Annotated in this window: 17 protein-coding genes; 6 read left to right on the top strand and 11 right to left on the bottom strand. The window is 66.9% G+C overall.

Translation table 11 applies throughout. The features are described 5' to 3' along the window. Window positions 1-53: 53 nt before the first annotated feature. From mreD to LXE91_RS04580, 3 genes are all read right to left on the bottom strand, one after another. A complete protein-coding gene (mreD, locus tag LXE91_RS04590) occupies window positions 54-566 on the bottom strand; it encodes a rod shape-determining protein MreD (RefSeq protein ID WP_009687274.1) in 513 nt (170 codons plus the stop codon). Then, entirely contained in the window at window positions 563-1,639 is a 1,077-nt protein-coding gene (gene mreC, locus LXE91_RS04585; protein WP_039353794.1) for a rod shape-determining protein MreC, read from the bottom strand. The genes mreD and mreC overlap by 4 nt, the downstream gene beginning before the upstream one ends. 125 nt (window positions 1,640-1,764) lie before the next feature. Then, window positions 1,765-2,808, bottom strand: a complete 1,044-nt coding sequence (locus LXE91_RS04580) for a rod shape-determining protein (RefSeq protein WP_004189550.1) — start codon at window positions 2,806-2,808, stop codon at window positions 1,765-1,767. Between the two features lie 367 nt (window positions 2,809-3,175). Between LXE91_RS04580 and gatC the strand changes: the two genes are divergently transcribed. The 5 genes from gatC (at window position 3,176) to LXE91_RS04555 (ending at window position 8,287) form a co-directional block, all read left to right on the top strand. Next, entirely contained in the window at window positions 3,176-3,475 is a 300-nt protein-coding gene (gatC, locus tag LXE91_RS04575; protein ID WP_039353798.1) for an Asp-tRNA(Asn)/Glu-tRNA(Gln) amidotransferase subunit GatC, read from the top strand. Window positions 3,476-3,544: 69 nt separating this feature from the next. After that, window positions 3,545-5,035 (top strand): Asp-tRNA(Asn)/Glu-tRNA(Gln) amidotransferase subunit GatA, encoded by a 1,491-nt coding sequence (gatA, locus tag LXE91_RS04570; protein ID WP_039353802.1) that lies wholly within the window; start codon window positions 3,545-3,547, stop codon window positions 5,033-5,035. A gap of 4 nt (window positions 5,036-5,039) precedes the next feature. Further along, on the top strand, window positions 5,040-6,515 hold the full coding sequence (gatB, locus tag LXE91_RS04565) for an Asp-tRNA(Asn)/Glu-tRNA(Gln) amidotransferase subunit GatB (RefSeq protein ID WP_039353805.1): 1,476 nt from the start codon (window positions 5,040-5,042) through the stop codon (window positions 6,513-6,515). 118 nt (window positions 6,516-6,633) lie between these two features. After that, the gene (locus tag LXE91_RS04560; RefSeq protein ID WP_039353807.1) at window positions 6,634-7,473 is read left to right on the top strand and encodes a polyphosphate kinase 2 family protein; all 840 of its coding nucleotides are present in this window, start codon (window positions 6,634-6,636) and stop codon (window positions 7,471-7,473) included. A 40-nt stretch (window positions 7,474-7,513) separates the two neighbouring features. Further along, entirely contained in the window at window positions 7,514-8,287 is a 774-nt protein-coding gene (locus tag LXE91_RS04555; protein ID WP_039353809.1) for an exodeoxyribonuclease III, read from the top strand. 109 nt (window positions 8,288-8,396) lie between these two features. On the opposite strand, the gene LXE91_RS04550 is transcribed toward LXE91_RS04555, so the two are convergent. Continuing rightward, window positions 8,397-9,449, bottom strand: a complete 1,053-nt coding sequence (locus LXE91_RS04550; protein ID WP_039353813.1) for an NAD(P)-dependent alcohol dehydrogenase — start codon at window positions 9,447-9,449, stop codon at window positions 8,397-8,399. 227 nt (window positions 9,450-9,676) lie between these two features. Between LXE91_RS04550 and LXE91_RS04545 the strand changes: the two genes are divergently transcribed. Continuing rightward, entirely contained in the window at window positions 9,677-10,633 is a 957-nt protein-coding gene (locus LXE91_RS04545) for an AraC family transcriptional regulator (RefSeq protein ID WP_039353816.1), read from the top strand. Between the two features lie 64 nt (window positions 10,634-10,697). Here LXE91_RS04545 and LXE91_RS04540 read toward each other — a convergent pair whose 3' ends face one another. The 7 genes from LXE91_RS04540 to argB form a co-directional block, all read right to left on the bottom strand. After that, window positions 10,698-11,759, bottom strand: a complete 1,062-nt coding sequence (locus LXE91_RS04540) for a M48 family metallopeptidase (RefSeq protein ID WP_039353818.1) — start codon at window positions 11,757-11,759, stop codon at window positions 10,698-10,700. After that, window positions 11,749-13,170, bottom strand: a complete 1,422-nt coding sequence (locus LXE91_RS04535) for an AmpG family muropeptide MFS transporter (protein WP_039353821.1) — start codon at window positions 13,168-13,170, stop codon at window positions 11,749-11,751. Before LXE91_RS04535 ends, LXE91_RS04540 begins: the two co-directional genes overlap by 11 nt. Before the next feature lie 107 nt (window positions 13,171-13,277). Next, on the bottom strand, window positions 13,278-13,886 hold the full coding sequence (gene metW / locus LXE91_RS04530; protein ID WP_011658215.1) for a methionine biosynthesis protein MetW: 609 nt from the start codon (window positions 13,884-13,886) through the stop codon (window positions 13,278-13,280). Then, a complete protein-coding gene (gene metX / locus LXE91_RS04525; RefSeq protein ID WP_039353828.1) occupies window positions 13,883-15,028 on the bottom strand; it encodes a homoserine O-succinyltransferase MetX in 1,146 nt (381 codons plus the stop codon). Before metX ends, metW begins: the two co-directional genes overlap by 4 nt. Before the next feature lie 264 nt (window positions 15,029-15,292). After that, window positions 15,293-15,958, bottom strand: coding sequence for a nucleoid occlusion factor SlmA (slmA, locus tag LXE91_RS04520; protein WP_039353831.1), 666 nt, complete (start codon window positions 15,956-15,958; stop codon window positions 15,293-15,295). Further along, window positions 15,925-16,716, bottom strand: a complete 792-nt coding sequence (locus LXE91_RS04515) for a pyrimidine 5'-nucleotidase (protein ID WP_039353833.1) — start codon at window positions 16,714-16,716, stop codon at window positions 15,925-15,927. The genes slmA and LXE91_RS04515 overlap by 34 nt, the downstream gene beginning before the upstream one ends. Beyond that, the gene (argB, locus tag LXE91_RS04510; RefSeq protein WP_006490510.1) at window positions 16,713-17,612 is read right to left on the bottom strand and encodes an acetylglutamate kinase; all 900 of its coding nucleotides are present in this window, start codon (window positions 17,610-17,612) and stop codon (window positions 16,713-16,715) included. The genes LXE91_RS04515 and argB overlap by 4 nt, the downstream gene beginning before the upstream one ends. Window positions 17,613-17,636 lie beyond the last annotated feature (24 nt).

The following is a 17,636-nucleotide window of genomic DNA, read 5'->3' as shown; positions in this document are numbered from 1 at the left end:
GCGCGGCGCTCGGCGGGCGTGGAGGCGGCGGGTATTCAAGGCAGGCCCCTGGCTCAGATGGGGCGCGTATCGTCCGGATCGACCGGGCGGCGTTGCGGCATCAGCAGCAGGTGGCTCGCGATCGGCCACAGCGCGGCTTCGACGAAGCCGTCGACCAGGTAGCGCCAGCCCGGGAACGCTGCGCCCATCACGAGGCGGATCACGAACGGGACGAGCTGCGCGACGACCAGCAGCGGCGTGACGTACAGCACTTGCACGCCGATCGGCATCCACAGCACGCGGCGGTGGATCGTGATCGCGCCGTACGACAGCAGCGTATAGGCGAGCGCATGCTCGCCGAGCAGCCCCGCGTCATGCACGTCCATCAGGATGCCGAGCGCGAACGCGACGCCCATCCCGACCTTGCGCGGCTGGTGGATGTTCCAGAACAGCAGCACGAGCGCGACGAAGTCGGGCACGCCGGGCAGGCGGCCCCACGGCATCAGGTTCAGCAGGAACGCGGCGGCGAGGCTGAAGACGATGAAGTACGGATTGACCGGCTGCAGGATGTATTGCGGGCGATTCATCGCGGGGCTCCTGATTGCCCGGCCGCGGGCTTCGCGGGCGTGGCGGCGGGCTTGGCCGGAGCGGCCGGTGCCGCAGGCGCGGGCTTCGCGCCGGGCTGGGCCGCGGCGGCCGGCTTCGCGTTCGCGTCAGCCTTGTCGGCCTTCTCGCTCTTCTCGCCCTTGGCGGCGGCTTTCGCGCCCTTCTTGCCCTTCGCGTTCTTGTCGGCGGCCGGATCGGGCTCGACCGGGCGCGGCGGGATGTCGTTCTGGTAATGCAGCACGAGCATCTGGCGCGCGCCGCGCACGGCGGCGATCGGCGCGCACGTCACGCGCGCGAACGCCGTGTCGGCGAGCTTGTCGACGCGCACGACCTTCGCGACCGGCAGGCCGGGCGGATAGACGCCGTCGAGGCCGCTCGTGACGAGTTCGTCGCCGACGACGAGATCCGCGCTGGTCGGCACGAAGCGCAGGTCGAGCGAATCGCCCTTCGGCGTACCGTAGATCACGCTGCGCAGGCCGGTGCGCAGCACCTGCACGGGAATCGCGAGATCGCGGTCGGTGACCAGCGTGACTTCGGACTGCAGCGGGAATACGCGCGTGACCTGGCCGACTACGCCGTTCTCGCTGACGACGGGCGAGCCGTTCTGGATGCCCTGCTGCGAACCCTGGCCGATCACGATCTTCTGCGTGAACGGGTCGCTCGTGTCGTACTGGATCTCGGCCGGCGTCGATTGCGTCGCGATGTGCTGGCGCAGCTCGAGCACCGCGCGCAGGTGCGCGTTCTCCTGCGTGAGCACGGCGGCCTGGTTGGCTTGCGTGGACAGTTGCAGGTTGCGCTTGCGGAGGTCGTCGTTCTCGTGGCGCAGCGACGCGCCGGTGACGGCGATGTCGGCCGCGCCCATGAACAGGTCGCGCGGCACGAGCGCGGCGCGCTGCAGCGGATAGAGCACGGTGCCGAGCACGCCGCGGACGATTTCGAGCGTGCTGAAGCGCGCGTCCGAGACGAGGAGCGCGATGGCGAGGGCAACGAAGAAGATGAGCCGCGCGAGCGCGGGCGGACCTTGCTTGAAGAGGGGCGGCGGACTGTATTCCATGGTCGGCGCCGGGCGCGAATGATCGGTTAAATGATGCTCAGACGCGCAAACGGCGCGGCGGTTCGTTCTAAACGAGCGAGCCGGCCACGCCGCGGTTGCGTCATGTCAGGGAACTGCCTGGACGATCACTCGTACGAGAAGATGCTGCCCAGCTTGTCCATGCGCTCGAGCGCCATGCCCGAACCACGCACGACGCAGGTGAGCGGATCTTCCGCGACGAGCACCGGCAGGCCCGTTTCTTCCGCCAGCAGGCGATCGAGGTCGCGCAGCAGTGCGCCGCCGCCCGTCAGCATCATCCCGCGTTCGGCGATGTCGGCGCCGAGTTCCGGCGGCGTCTGTTCGAGCGCGATCTTCACCGACGACACGATCTGGTTCAGCGGATCGGTCAGCGCTTCGAGGATTTCGTTGCTGGAGATCGTGAAGCTGCGCGGAATGCCTTCCGACAGGTTGCGGCCCTTCACTTCCATTTCCTTGACTTCGGAGCCCGGGAACGCGGAGCCGATTTCCTTCTTGATCGCCTCGGCGGTCTGCTCGCCGATCAGCATCCCGTAGTTGCGGCGGATGTAGTTGACGATCGCCTCGTCGAACTTGTCGCCGCCGACGCGCACCGAACCCTTGTACACGATGCCGCCGAGCGAGATCACGCCGACTTCCGTCGTGCCGCCGCCGATGTCGACGACCATCGAGCCGGTGGCTTCCGACACCGGCAGGCCCGCGCCGATCGCAGCGGCCATCGGCTCTTCGATCAGGTAGACCTGCGATGCGCCGGCGCCGTGCGCGGCTTCCTTGATCGCGCGGCGCTCGACCTGGGTCGAGCCGCACGGCACGCAGATGATGATGCGCGGCGACGGCGAGAACATGCGCGACTCGTGAGCCGTCTTGATGAACTGCTTGATCATCTGCTCGGTGACGGTGAAGTCGGCGATCACGCCGTCCTTCATCGGGCGGATCGCCTCGATGTTGCCCGGCACCTTGCCAAGCATCTGCTTGGCTTCCTTGCCGACTGCCTGGATCGTCTTCTTGCCGTTGGGGCCGCCTTCCTGGCGGATCGACACGACGGAGGGCTCATCGAGCACGATGCCCTTGCCGCGCATGTAGATCAGGGTGTTTGCGGTGCCGAGGTCGATCGCAAGATCGTTGGAGAAGTAGCTGCGCAAAAAACCGAACATTCAGAATCCTGTTTCGCTCTGGGCCGGCCCTGCATAGCGAGCGCTGAGGGCGGCAGCGGAAAAAATAACAGCCTCGGGAAGCGTGGCGGAAGCGGCCGCCGCGGCGCACGAAGCTGCGAGTGATGTCTACCGGGGATCGCACGAAGCACGCACGGCTCGCCGAAGCGGGGCGAAACGGTGCGGGAAAAGGCTGCCGGGTTTGGGTCGAACGCGTAATGATACCTTATAATTTCACGGTATTTGAATCGAAACGGGCGGTATTTTTGCCGCTTCGGCCCCGATTTTTGAGGGTGGGATCGCACCCTCCAACCCCCCGCCGCAGTGCTGCTTTTGATGCGCTGCGCAGCCTTGTTTTTCCGGTGATCGCATGGCCCTGACCCTGACCGATGTGAAACGCATCGCGCACCTGGCGCGACTCGAAATGGCCGACGCCGACGCCGAGCACATGCTCGGCCAGCTCAATGAACTCTTCGGCCTCGTCGAGCAGATGCAGGCGGTCGACACCGCCGGCATCGCGCCGCTCGCCCACCCGATCGAACAGATCCAGGAAGTCGCGCAGCGCCTGCGCGACGACGCCGTGACGGAAGTCGTCAATCGCGACGACAACCAGCGTCCGGCGCCGGCCGTCCAGGACGGACTCTATCTCGTGCCGAAGGTGATCGAGTAAGCATTCGATGACAAGCGCGCCGCCGCCTCTGCGCCGCGCGCCACCCAGAATTCCCAGGAAAACCACTCAATGCACGCAAAAAGCCTGACCGAACTGCGCGCCGCGCTCGCTGCCAAGGAATGCTCGGCCGTCGAGCTCGCGCAGCTCTACCTGAAACGGATCGAAGCCGCGCGCGACCTGAACGCATTCGTCCACGTCGACGCCGATCTCACCCTCGCGCAGGCGAAAGCTGCCGACGCGGAGCTCGCGCGCGGCGCGGGCGGCGCGCTCACCGGCCTGCCGATCGCGCACAAGGATGTCTTCGTCACGCGCGGCTGGCGCTCGACCGCCGGCTCGAAGATGCTCGCGAATTACGAGAGCCCGTTCGACGCGACCGTCGTCGCCCGCCTGCAGGCGGCCGGCATGGTCACGCTCGGCAAGACCAACATGGACGAGTTCGCGATGGGCTCGTCCAACGAGAATTCGGCGTTCGGCGCGGTGAAGAACCCGTGGGACACGAACGCGGTGCCGGGCGGCAGCTCGGGCGGCAGCTCGGCCGCGGTGGCCGCGCGCATCGCGCCGGCCGCGACCGGCACCGACACCGGCGGCTCGATCCGCCAGCCCGCGTCGTTCGCGGGCGTCACCGGCATCAAGCCGACCTACGGCCGCGTGTCGCGCTACGGGATGATCGCGTTCGCGTCGTCGCTCGACCAGGGCGGCCCGATGGCGCAGAGCGCGTCCGACTGCGCGCTGCTGCTGAACGGGATGGCCGGCTTCGACGAGCGCGACTCGACGAGCCTCGAGCGTGACGACGAGGATTTCACGCGCCACCTCGGCCAGCCCTGGGCGGCCGGCAACGACGCGGGCAAGCCGCTCGCCGGCCTGCGTATCGGCCTGCCGAACGAGTATTTCGGCGACGGCCTCGCCGACGACGTGCGCGCGGCGATCGACGCGGCACTGAAGCAATATGAAGCGCTCGGCGCGACGCTCGTGTCGGTGTCGCTGCCGAAGACGGAACTGTCGATTCCCGTGTACTACGTGATCGCGCCGGCCGAAGCCTCGTCGAACCTGTCGCGCTTCGACGGCGTGCGCTTCGGCCACCGCGCCGCGCAGTACGGCGACCTGCTCGACATGTACAAGAAGTCGCGCGCGGAAGGCTTTGGCCCCGAGGTGAAGCGCCGGATCCTGGTCGGCGCGTACGTGCTGTCGCACGGCTACTACGACGCGTACTACCTGCAGGCGCAGAAGATCCGCCGCATCATCGCGAACGATTTCCAGGAAGCGTTCAAGTCCTGCGACGTGATCATGGGCCCGGCGTCGCCGACGGTTGCATGGGATCTCGGCTCGAAGGGCGACGATCCGGTGCAGATGTATCTCGCGGATATCTATACGCTGTCGGTGAGCCTCGCCGGCCTGCCCGGCATGAGCGTGCCGTGCGGCTTCGGCGCGGGCGCGAATGCGAAGCGCCCGGTCGGCCTGCAGATCATCGGCAACTATTTCAACGAAGCCCGGATGCTGCAGGTCGCGGATGCGTTCCAGCGCGCGACCGACTGGCACAAGCAAGTTCCGGCAGGGGTGTAAGCATATGGCTACTCAATGGGAAGTCGTCATCGGTCTCGAGACGCACGCGCAACTGTCGACCGTCTCGAAGATTTTCTCGGGCGCGTCGACGCAGTTCGGCGCCGAGCCTAATACGCAGGCGTGCCCGGTCGACCTGGCGCTGCCGGGCGTGCTGCCGGTGCTGAACCGCGGCGCGGTCGAGCGCGCGATCCGCTTCGGCCTCGCGATCGGCTCGACCATCGCGCCGCGCAGCATCTTCGCGCGCAAGAATTATTTCTACCCCGATCTGCCGAAGGGCTATCAGATCAGCCAGTACGAGATTCCGGTCGTGCAGGGCGGCCAGATCACGATCCAGGTGCCCGCCAATGAAAAGGCCGGCAAGCCTGCGTACGAGAAGACCGTCAACCTGACCCGCGCGCACCTCGAGGAAGATGCGGGCAAGTCGCTGCATGAAGACTTCGCCGGGATGACGGGGATCGACCTGAACCGTGCGGGCACGCCGCTGCTCGAGATCGTCACCGAGCCGGAAATGCGCAGCGCGGCCGAGGCGGTCGCCTACGCGAAGGCACTGCACGGGCTTGTCGTGTGGCTGGGCATCTGCGACGGCAACATGCAGGAAGGCTCGTTCCGCTGCGACGCAAACGTGTCGGTGCGCCCGGTCGGCCAGGAGAAGTTCGGCACGCGCGCGGAAATCAAGAACCTGAACTCGTTCCGGTTCCTCGAGGAAGCGATCAATTTCGAAGTGCGTCGCCAGATCGAGCTGATCGAGGACGGCGGCGAGGTCGTGCAGGAAACGCGCCTCTACGATCCGGACAAGCGCGAGACGCGTTCGATGCGCAGCAAGGAAGACGCGCACGATTACCGCTACTTCCCCGACCCCGACCTGATGCCGCTCGTGATCGGCCAGGACTGGATCGAGCGCGTGCAGTCCGGCATGCCCGAGCTGCCGGCCGCGATGCAGCAGCGTTTCGCCGACGAATACGGCGTGTCCGCGTACGACGCGGGCGTGCTGACGTCGAGCAAGGCGATGGCCGCGTACTTCGAGGCCGTGGTCGCGAAGGCCGGCACCGCGAACGCGAAGATCGCCGCGAACTGGCTGATGGGCGACGTGTCGTCGCAGCTGAACCGCGACGGCATCGAGATCGACGCGATTCCGGTCTCGGCCGCGCAGCTCGCGCTCGTGCTGCAGCGCATCGCCGACGGCACGATCTCGAACAAGATCGCGAAGGAAATCTTCGCGACGATCTGGGACGAGAAGGCGACCGACGAAGGGGCGGCCGACCGCATCATCGACGCGAAGGGGCTGAAGCAGATCTCCGACACCGGCGCGCTCGAAGCGATCATCGACGAGGTGCTCGCGGCGAACGCGAAGTCGGTCGAGGAATTCCGTGCGGGCAAGGAGAAGGCGTTCAACGCGCTGATCGGCCAGGCGATGAAGGCGACCAAGGGCAAGGCCAACCCGCAGCAGGTCAACGAACTGCTGAAGAAGAAGCTCGGCTGAGCATGACCGCGCGCCTGAACCGCGCATGACGACGGGCCGCCCCGAACCGGATCGGGGCGGCCCGTTGCGTTTGGTGGATGCGTTATCGTATGCACCACAGCGTCCAACGGAGGAACGAATGGCGAAACAACCGTCGCTCGACGATTTCCGCGTGCCGTACAGCACGCGCGAGAAGGAAGCCGCAGCATTCAAGCTGGATGCGTTCGACCCGGCCGCGAAGCCGTTCTCGTCCGGTTCGAAGGACGACGACCGCGCGCGGCTGTCGGCCGTGTCGACCGAGCTCGACGTGCAGCAGGAGCGCCTGCACACGCAGCAGAAGAAGCGCGTGCTGCTCGTGCTGCAGGGGATGGACACCAGCGGCAAGGACGGCACCGTGCGCGCGGTATTCCGCGAGGTCGATCCGCTCGGCCTGCGCGTCGTGCCGTTCAAGGCGCCCACGCCGATCGAGGCCGCGCACGATTTCCTGTGGCGCGTGCATGCGCAGGTGCCGGCCGCGGGCGAGCTCGCGATCTTCAACCGCAGCCACTATGAAGACGTGCTCGTGCCGCGCGTGCTCGACCTGATCGACGCGAAGGAGTGCGAGCGCCGCTACCGGCAGATCCGCGATTTCGAGACGATGCTGTTCGAGAACGGTACGACGATCGTCAAGTGCTTCCTGCACATCTCGAAGGACGAGCAGCGCGCGCGGCTGCAGGCGCGCATCGACGATCCGACCAAGCACTGGAAATTCGACATCTCCGATCTCGATGCGCGCAAGCACTGGGACGCGTACCAGGGCGCGTACCGTGACGCGCTCGCCGCGACGTCGGCCGAGCACGCGCCGTGGTACGTGATCCCGGCGAACTCGAAGACGCACCGCAACGTGATGATCGCCGAGCTGCTGCTGCGCACGATGACCGACATGAAGCTGGAATTCCCGCCGGCGAAGCCTGAACTCGAAGGCGTGAAGATCCGCTAAGCTGCACCCCTGAAAAACATCGAACTGAACGGAATCCGACATGATGCGAGTGATTACCGCCAACCTGAACGGCATCCGCTCCGCCGCGAAGAAGGGCTTCTTCGAGTGGCTCGGCGAACAGAACGCCGATTGCGTGTGCGTGCAGGAAATCAAGGTCTCGGCCGATGACCTGCCGGCCGAATTCGTCGAGCCGCACGGCTTCAAGAGCTATTTTCACCACGCCGAGAAGAAGGGCTACAGCGGCGCGGGCGTGTATAGCCGCCGCGAGCCCGATGACGTGATCATCGGCTTCGGCAGCAGCGAATTCGATGCCGAGGGGCGCTACGTCGAGGCGCGCTACGGCAAGCTGTCGGTCGTGTCGGTGTACGTGCCGTCCGGCTCGAGCGGCGAAGAGCGCCAGCAGGCGAAGTACCGCTTCATGGACGAGTTCATGCCGCACCTCGCCGCGCTGAAGAAGAAGCGCGAGGTGATCCTGTGCGGCGACGTGAACATCGTCCACAAGGAAATCGACATCAAGAACTGGAAGAGCAACCAGAAGAACTCGGGCTGCCTGCCGGAAGAGCGCGAGTGGCTCACGAAGCTGTTCGACGACGTCGGCTACATCGACGTGTTCCGCACGCTCGATCAGCGCCCGGAACAGTACACGTGGTGGAGCAACCGGGGCCAGGCGTATGCGAAGAACGTCGGGTGGCGGATCGATTACCAGATCGCGACGCCGGGCGTGGCCGGCACCGCGAAAAGCACGTCGATCTTCAAGGACATCAAGTTCAGCGACCATGCGCCGCTGACGGTGGACTACGACTACAAGAAGTGATGTTCCGCGCTGCGCCGCGCGCGCAGCAGCCGGATGCAGAAACGGGCCGCATGTCGAACATGCGGCCCGTTTCGTTTGGGGCGGCGATCGTGCGTATCGCCTTCGGCGCTTACTGCTTGAGCGACGCCATGTCGATCACGAACCGGTACTTCACGTCGCTCTTCAGCATCCGCTCGTAGGCCGCGTTGATCTGCTGCATCGGAATCGTTTCGATATCCGACGTGATCCCGTGCTCCGCGCAGAAGTCGAGCATTTCCTGCGTTTCCGCGATCCCGCCGATCAGCGAGCCGGCGAGGCGGCGGCGCTTGAAGATCAGGTTGAACACCTGCGGCGACGGATGGTCGTGCTCCGGCGCGCCGACGAGTGTCATCGTACCGTCGCGCTTCAGCAGGTGCAGGAACGGGTTCAGGTCGTGCTGCGCGGCGACCGTGTTCAGGATGAAGTCGAAGCTGTTCAGGTGCGCGTTCATCTGCGCTTCGTCCTTCGAGATCACGACTTCGTGCGCGCCGACCCGCTTGCCGTCCTCGATCTTCGACGGCGACGTGGTGAACAGCACGACGTGCGCGCCCATTGCGCGCGCCAGCTTCACGCCCATGTGGCCGAGGCCGCCGAGCCCGACGATGCCGACCTTCTTGCCGGGGCCGACGTTCCACTGCCGCAGCGGCGAGTAGGTCGTGATCCCCGCGCAAAGCAACGGCGCGGCACCGGCCGGGTCGAGCGTCTCGGGCACGCGCAGCACGAACGCCTCGTCGACGACGAGCTGCGTCGAATAGCCGCCGAACGTGATGTCGCCCGTCACGCGATCCTGGCCGTTGTAGGTGCCGACGAAGCCGTTCTCGCAATATTGCTCGAGGCCGTCGGCGCAGCTCGGGCAGGTGCGGCACGAATCGACGAGGCAGCCGACGCCGACCAGTTCGCCGACCTTGAAGCGCGTCACTTCCGGGCCGGTCGCGGTCACGCGGCCGACGATTTCATGGCCCGGCACGACCGGATAGATCGTGTTGCGCCATTCGTTGCGGGCCTGGTGCAGGTCCGAGTGGCAGACGCCGCAGTAGAGGACGTCGATCTGGACGTCGAGGTCGCGCAGTGCGCGACGCTGGAATTCGAACGGGGCGAGCGGCGAGCGCGAATCGGTCGCCGCGTAGGCATAGGTAGTGCTCATGCGATGGGCTCCTTGTCCGGAAAGCATCCGGTGAAACGGACTGCCGTCGCATCATGTGGCGATGCGGCGAGGCAGGACGTCATCGTAAGGAGCGCGGCGCCGCAGTGAAATACACGAAGGTCTGGAAGATTTGCCTATTCCTCTCGAACTGCGTGCAAACAGCCGTCAAAACGCATTCAAGGTGCTACATTGCGAGCCAGATTCTCTTGCCGGACAGGACCGCACAGATGAGCTTCGAGCCCCTTTTCAACGACTCGGGCGACCGGATGCAGCGCCGCATGGTCGAGCTGCATACGCGCCTCGCGCCGAACGAGGGCGACACGCTCGCGGCGATCGACGGCGTGCGCTTCATCCGCGTGAGCCGTCCTGCGCCGCGCATGCCGGTGCTGTACGAGCCGAGCATCATCGTCGTGTGCCAGGGGCGCAAGCTCGGCTATCTCGGCGAGCGCTCGTTCGTGTACGACGCGCAGCAGTACCTCGTGCTGTCGGTGCCGCTGCCGTTCGAATGCGAGACCTTCGCGAGCCAGGACGAGCCGTTTCTCGCGATCTCGATCCGCGTCGATCTCGCGGTGATAGCCGAGCTCGCGATCCTGCTCGACGAGACGCTCGGCGCGGCCGTCAGCGAGCCGCTCGGCGTCTATTCGACGCCGCTCGATGCGCCGCTGGCGGATGCCGTGCTGCGGCTGCTCGAAGCGCTCGCGTCGCCGCACGACACGCGCGTGCTGGGCCCCGCGATCATGCGGGAGATCGCGTATCGGGTGCTGACGGGCGAGCAGGGTGACGCGATCCGCGCGGCGCTCGTCCAGCAGCATCACTTCGGCCGCATCGCGAAGGCGCTGCGGCGCATCCATGCCGACCTGAAGGCCGATCTCGACGTCGAGACGCTCGCGCGCGAGGCCGGGATGAGCCTCGCGGTGTTCCATGCACAGTTCAAGCACGTGACGGCGACATCGCCGATGCAGTACGTGAAGGCCGCCCGGCTGCACCAGGCGCGGCTGATGATGGTGCAGGACGGGGTCGGCGCCGGTGCGGCGGCCGCACGCGTCGGCTATGCGAGCGCGTCGCAGTTCAGCCGCGAGTTCAAGCGGCTGTTCGGCCGGAGCCCGGGGGACGAGGTGCGCTGGATGCGTGAGAGCGGAAGCCGGCCGGTTGGCGATCGGGCTGCGATCGACCTGACGACCTGAGCGAACGGCGGCGCGCAGCGGCGGTGCCACGCGCGGGGAAGCGGTGTGCAGCGCTGCCGCGTGCTCAGCGCCGCACGATCTTGCGCCGCTGTGCGCTGATGCCCGCGTAGTCGGGCAGCGTGTCGACACGCTTGCCCACGGCCTTCGCGTACAGCGGCATCAGATCCGGCAGGCGGTTCAGCAGGTCCTGGCGGCGGGCAGTGCTGTACGGGTGCGTATAGATGAAGCCCGTCGCCTTGTTCCCGCGCGTCGCGACCGCGAGCTTGTCCCACAGCGTGATCGCCGCGCGGGGATCGAAGCCCGCACGTGCGGCGATGTCGCCGCCGATCACGTCGGCCTCGGTCTCGTCGGTCGGGTCGTAGTGAAGCGACTGCAGGCGTTCGCCGAGGTTCAGTGCCTGCGGCAGCGGCTCGCCGACACCGAACAGCGGCGGCAGCGCGGCCGCGCGCAGCGACGTCTGCGAGGTCGCGCTGAAGTTGCTGCGCGCATGTTCGCGCAGCGCGTGCGCAATGCCGTGCGCGAGCAGCACGCCGAGCTCGTCGTCGTTCAGGCGGACGCGGTCGAGCAGGCCGCCGTACACGAGCACCTTGCCGCCCGGCAGGCAGGTCAGGCGAATGTCGCGCGAGCGGATCGCGTTGACGTCCCACGCCCAGCTCTTCACGCGGTCGTTCCATTTCACCGAATACGGCGCGAGCTTCGCGACGATCGCACGCAGGCGCTTCACGCGCGGCTGGTTTGCGGGCAGCAGGCGATTGCTGTCGGCGGCGGCCTGCACGATCTGCGCGTATTCGTTCGCGGTGAGCTGCTCGAGCAGCGGCGACGGAATCAGCGTGCGAAACGCAATGGCGTCGCCGTAACGGACCTGCTGCGAGGACTGCGCATAAGCTTTCGTCGACGCGGTGGCGCCGGTCGGCTGCGCGGGTTCGGCGGTGGCTGGCTGAGCGGGTGCGGCGGCCGTTGAATTCGCCGGCGGCGAAGCCGGTGCCGCGGCCGGTGCGGAACCCGCGGCGGTGGCCGCGGACGTGCCGGCGTCGGTCGCATGGGCGAACCCCGCGGCAAGCGCCGCAGCACCGACGCTCAACGAAGCCGCAACGCGCGCGAGGCGATGCAGGCCGTTACTGCGCACGGCTGGCCTCGCCGTTGCGTGCGGTCCCGTTCCACGGCGCGATCTTGAACAGCAACAGCATGCCGGGAATCGCGAGCGCGGTGCACACGATGAAGTAGTCGAACCAGCCGATCTTCGCGACGATGAAGCCGCTCGCGGCCGATGCGAGCGTGCGCGGCACCGACGCGAGGCTCGTGAACAGCGCGAACTGCGTGGCCGTATAGCGCGGGTCGGTCGTGCTCGCGATGTACGCGACGAACGCGGCCATCGTCAGGCCCGTCGTGAAGGTTTCGAAGCCATAGACGAGCGCGAGCGCAACGGTCATCGGGCTGAATTGCGGCGTGACGGCCATGCCGAATACCGACAGCACCGACGCGATCGCATGGCTCGTCGACACGGTGAAGTCGTACAGCATCGCGAGCACGGGCGAACCGGGGCCGAGCTGCGCGAGCCACGCGAAGCCGAGCGTCGACACCATCTGCAGCGCGCCGAAGATCCACAACCCGCGGCCGATGCCGATCTTCACGAGCCAGATGCCGCCGATGATGCCGCCGGCGACGCTCGCGACGAGCGCGGTGGTCTTCGCGACGATGCCGATCTCGGTGCGAGAGAAGCCGATGTCGAGGAAGAACGACGTCGACAGCGTGGTGGCCATCGTGTCGCCGATCTTGAACAGGAAAATGAACGCGATGACGAGCAGCGCGCCGGCCCAGCCGTCGCGCTGGATGAATTCGCGGAACGGCAGCACGATCGCGTCGCGCAGGTTGCGCGGCGGCGCGCCGACCACTTCGGGCTCGCGCACGACGAGCGTCATCAGGATGCCCGGCAGCATGAACGCGCCGGTGAGCGCGAACACGACGTCCCACGGCAGGTGGTCGGACAGGATCAGTGCCAGCGAGCCGGGGATCAGCGCGGCGAGCTTGTACGCGTTCACGTGGATGGCGTTGCCGAGGCCCTGCTCGGTGTCGCGCAGCAGCTCGCGGCGGTAGGCGTCGATCACGATGTCGGCGCTCGCGCCGAAGAACGCGACGAGCGTGGTGAGCGCGGCCACCGTCCAGATCGAGTCGCGCGGCGACACGAAGCCGAGTGCGGCGATCGCGCCCGCCACCAGCAGCTGCGTGAGCAGCAGCCAGCCGCGCCGGCGGCCCGGCCGCCAGCCGGGCAGGCGCGGGACGTAGCGGTCCATCAGCGGCGCCCACAGGAACTTCCACGTGTACGGGAACTGGATCAGCGCGAACAGGCCGATTTCCTTCAGGTTCACGCCCTCGGAGCGCAGCCATGCCTGCACGAGGTAGACGAGCGTGAAGAGGGGCAGACCCGACGTGAAACCGAGGAACACGCAGATCAGCATGTGCGTGTTCAGGTAGGCTCGCCAGCCGGGGTGATCCTCGTGAGCGGTGAGTGCGGGCGCCTCGTGTGGCGTTTTCGACATGGAATGGAACTGGATAGCGTTGACCGATGGCGGCGACAGCGCGGGTAGCGCAGCGGCGCGGCTGCACGTGCGTGCAGGCCGACGGCGTCCGTCAACGGCTCCCCGGCTCAGCTGCGCTTGACGCGGTAGACAGCAAGACTACCACGCCAGTTCGCTCCCCATCGAATCGGTTGGCCTTCGTGCAGCACGACGCGGTCGAGGATCGTCACGCCGACTTCGGGCGCGAGCGCCTCGAAATCCTCGATCGTCAGCACCCGCACGTTCGGCGTGTTGTGCCACTGGTAAGGCAGCGCCTTCGACACCGGCATCCGGCCGTTCAGCACCGACAGCCGGTGCGGCCAGTAGCCGAAATTCGGGAACGACACGATGCATTCGCGTCCGACCCGCGCGGTTTCGCGCAGGATCGCGGCCGTCTGGTGGATCGTCTGCAACGTCTGCGACAGGATCGCGATGTCGAAGCTGTGGTCCTCGAACAGGCGCAGGCCGTCTTCGAGGTTCTGCTGGATCACGTTGATGCCGTTCTTCGCGCTCGCGAGCACGCCCGCGTCGTTCAGCTCGATCCCGTAGCCGGTCACGTCCAGCTCTTCCATCAGCAGCGCGAGCAGCGAGCCGTCGCCACAGCCGAGGTCGAGCACCGTCGAACGCGGCTCGACCCAGCGCGCGATCGTGCGGAAGTCCGCGCGTGCGGACAGGGAATTCAGCGCTTGCTGGTTCATGCGCCCACCTCGTTGGCGATTCGTTCGTAATACGCGCGGATCAGGTTGTGATAGCGCGCGTCGTCGAGCAGGAAAGCGTCGTGGCCGTGCGGCGCGTCGATTTCCGCGTAACTGACCGTGCGCTTGTTGTCGAGCAGCGCCTTCACGATCTCGCGCGAGCGGGCCGGCGCGAAACGCCAGTCGGTCGAGAAGCTCGCGATCAGGTATTTCGCCTGCGTGTGCGCGAGCGCGGCCGTCAGGTTGCCGTCGAACGCCTTCGCCGGGTCGAAGTAGTCGAGCGCGCGCGTGATCAGCAGGTACGTGTTCGCGTCGAAGTAGTCGGCGAACTTGTCGCCCTGGTAGCGCAGGTACGACTCGACCTCGAACTCGACGTCGAAGCTGAAGTTGTAGGCGTCGAGCGCGCCGTCGGCGCGGCGCAGCGCACGGCCGAATTTCTCGGCCATGTCGTCGTCGGACAGGTACGTGATGTGGCCGATCATCCGCGCGACGCGCAGGCCGCGCTTCGGCTTCACGCCGTGCGCGTAGTAGTCGCCGCCGTGGAAGTCGGGATCGGACAGGATCGCCGAGCGCGCGACCTCGTTGAACGCGATGTTCTGCGCGGACAGCTTCGGCGTCGACGCGATGTCGATACAGTGCGCGACGCGCTCCGGATACATCAGGCTCCACGCGAGCGCCTGCATCCCGCCGAGGCTGCCGCCCATCACGGCGGCGAAGCGCTCGATGCCGAATGCGTCGGCGACGCGTGCCTGCGCGTGCACCCAGTCCTCGACGGTGACGACCGGAAAGCTTGCGCCGTACGGCTTGCCGGACGACGGGTCGATGCTCATCGGGCCGGTCGAGCCGAAGCACGAGCCGAGGTTGTTCACGCCGATCACGAAGAAGCGGTTGGTGTCGAGCGGCTTGCCGGGCCCGACCATGTTGTCCCACCAGCCGGTGCTGCGCGGATCGTCCGCGTAGACGCCGGCGACGTGGTGCGACGCGTTGAGCGCGTGGCAGACGAGCACCGCGTTCGAGCGCGCGGCGTTGAGTTCGCCGTACGTCTCGACGACGAGCTGATAGTTGCCGATCACGCTGCCGCTTTGCAAGCGCAGCGGTTCGGCGAAGTGCATGGTCTGTGGAGCGACGATGCCGATCGATTCCATTCGTTCCGCCTTATGACTGGGCAGCTAAATGGTGTCGGCGATGCGCGGAGTCGGAGATGCGCGGCTGACGACCTCTTTAGCCGCATTTGTAGTGAACCGCCGGGACGAAGACGAATCAAGGCCCTGGCTGGTTCGCGCGCCCGCAATCGAGTCAGCAAATCGGCGCGTTCTGGCTGCCGCCCGAGGGGCGACAGTCGGCAAAGTATAGCGGAAATTGCGGCGCGCGGATTCGGGCGCGGGCGGGGCCGCCGCGGCCGCGTCGTCTCACTGCAGGATCAGCCGCAGATGCGCATCGGCCTGTTCGCCGGGCGGTTTCTGGAACCCGCCCTTCGCGAAGCGGTGCCACCGGCCGATCACGTAGCTGACGAGCAGGCTCGCGCGGGCGGCCGGATCGTAGTCGGCCGGAAGCACGAATGGCGCCGCGCCCTCCTGCGGCGCGTTCGCTTCGGTGCGCGCGACGCGCAGGCATTGCTTGACGGTCGCCTCGATGCGGTCGAGCAACTGGTTCACGCGCTCGGTCAGCCGCTCGTCCTCGCCGACCAGCGCCTCGCCGGTCAGCACGCGCGTCATGCCCGGGTTCTTCGCGGCGAAGTTGAGCATCGTCAGCGCGATCGTGCGCGCCTGCTGCACGCCGTTCGGCTCCTTCGCGACGATCTGGTTGACGAGCCCGAACAGCGCCTGCTCGATGAACTCGATCAGCCCTTCGTACATCTTCGCCTTGCTGGTGAAATGCCGGTAGAGGGCAGCCTCCGACACGTCGAGCCGGGCCGCGAGCGCGGCGGTCGTGATTTTCTCGGGTTTCGGCGCCTCGAGCATCGCGGCGAGCGTCTGCAGGATCATCACGCGCCGCTCGCCCGGCTTCGGGCGCGGGCGGGACGGCGTGGCCTGGTCTTCCTTTACGGCTTGGTCCTGCGGGTAAGTCGGCTGCATTTCTGTCGCCCCGATCGTGTGCCCAGTCGGAGCGATTTTAACGAACGAATGCGTTGGTCGACATAATGCGGACGGCCAATGTTCGGCAGATGGCCCGGAAGGTGGCCGGTGATCCATACGGTGCCGATGCCGAGACGCTTGTAGCGCTTCAGGTGGCTGCGGGTGTCTTCGACGAGGATCGCGTCGGCGAGCCGGGCATGCGCGGCGCGCAGCGTCCGGCGCAGCATCGCGTGGTCGGGCTTCGCGCGCCACGTGCGGCGGTCGCGCATGTGCTCGATCGCGATCACGCGCTCGAACAGCCGCTCGATGCGCAGCTCGCGCAGCACCGCGCGCGCGTAGTTCTCCGGCGCGTTGGTCAGGATCAGCTTGCGGCCCGGCAGCGCGGCGACGATGCGCGCGAGGCCGCGCTCGGCGCGGATCATCGCAGGCAGGTCGGAAAACGTGTGGACCACGCGCAGGAAATCTTGCGGATCGATCGGATGGTGGCGCGCAAGGCCGAGCAGCGCGGCGCCGTAGCGCTCGGTGTAGCCGGTGCGCAGGCGGTCGGCTTCGGCGCGCTCGACGTGCAGCGCGTCGATGATGTACTGCGTCATCGCGCGGTTGATCTCGGGAAAGATCGCGTGCGATGCGTGGTGAAGCGTGTTGTCGAGATCGAACAGCCAGACGGGCGCGCCGGCGCGCGGCCGGCTGCGGGAGATGCGCCGGCGTCGCAGCGACGCCGGCAGGTCGGGAGCAGGGGACTGGCGGCGCGTGCTCAATGCGAGCGGATCATCGTGCCGAACGGCTGCTCGGTCAGGATTTCCAGCAGCACCGAGTGCTCGATCCGGCCGTCGACGATGTGCACCGACTTCACGCCGCTCTTCGCGGCGTCGAGCGCCGACGAGATCTTCGGCAGCATGCCGCCGGAGATCGTGCCGTCTTCGAACAGCGCGTCGATCTCGCGCGCGGAGAGATCGGTCAGCAGGTTGCCGTCCTTGTCCATCACGCCCGGGATGTTGGTCATCATCAGCAGCTTCTCGGCGTTCAGCACGGTGGCAAGCTTGCCCGCGACGAGGTCGGCGTTGATGTTGTACGACAGGCCGTCCTCGCCGAAGCCGATCGGCGAGATCACCGGGATGAACGCGTCGTCCTGCAGCGCCTTCACGACGGCCGGGTTGATCGCCTCGACTTCGCCGACCTGGCCGATGTCGATGTACTGGCCCGGGTTGTCGCGGTCCGGCATCAGCAGCTTGCGCGCATGGATCAGGCCGCCGTCCTTGCCCGTCAGGCCCACCGCGTGGCCGCCGAAGTGGTTGATCAGCATCACGATGTCCTGCTGCACTTCGCCGCCCAGCACCCATTCGACGACTTCCATCGTCTCTTCGTCGGTGACGCGCATGCCCTGGATGAAGGTGCCGGCCTTGCCGATCTTCTTCAGTGCGTGATCGATCTGCGGACCGCCGCCGTGGACGATCACCGGATTGATGCCGACCAGTTTCAGCAGGATCACGTCGCGCGCGAAGCCTTGCTTGAGCCGCTCTTCCGTCATCGCGTTGCCGCCGTATTTGATGACCACGGTCTTGCCGTGGTAACGACGGATGTACGGCAGCGCCTCGGCGAGGATTTCTGCTTTCAGCGTAGGGGCGATCTGCGAGAGGTCGATGGGCTCGGACATGGCGGCGGCTCTGGCTGGGAACGG

This window comes from Burkholderia contaminans, from assembly GCF_029633825.1.
Taxonomy (GTDB): Bacteria; Pseudomonadota; Gammaproteobacteria; order Burkholderiales; family Burkholderiaceae; genus Burkholderia; species Burkholderia contaminans.
Note: the sequence above shows the minus strand (reverse complement) of the source record. Positions and strands in the feature narration are given on the sequence as shown.